General features: G+C 28.7%; 1 protein-coding gene. It reads right to left on the reverse strand.

The annotated features are described in order from the left end of the window. Position 1 precedes the first annotated feature (1 nt). The gene (locus CN514_RS24870) at positions 2–235 is read right to left on the reverse strand and encodes a hypothetical protein (RefSeq protein ID WP_098234841.1); all 234 of its coding nucleotides are present in this window, start codon (positions 233–235) and stop codon (positions 2–4) included. Positions 236–334: the final 99 nt, after the last annotated feature.

Raw genomic sequence — 334 nt, forward strand, 5'->3', positions numbered from 1 at the left:
ATTAAAAAAATGTCTCCTCTTTATCGCTTAATTTGATAACGAAAGGAAAAAAAATAATAATAAGTACAAGGAATATCCAACTTAAATATCCTAAGCCCAATATAACTTCTTTATTTTTAAAAGTTGCAAATTGAATGGTTCTGCAATTTGGACATTCTTTCCCTTTTTTAGTATAACCGAGTTGCCATATATCTTTTGCTTTCCATTTATAGTTACAGTTATTGCAATTTGCCACAATATTCCTCCATTCCCAGTATCATCTCTTTTTTAAATACTTCTTTAAGAAAATTATACCTATAAAACGGGTATTAGTAATTTGGGGGAATTTCGCCTT

This window comes from Bacillus sp. AFS001701 (assembly GCF_002559405.1).
Taxonomy (GTDB): Bacteria; Bacillota; Bacilli; order Bacillales; family Bacillaceae_G; genus Gottfriedia.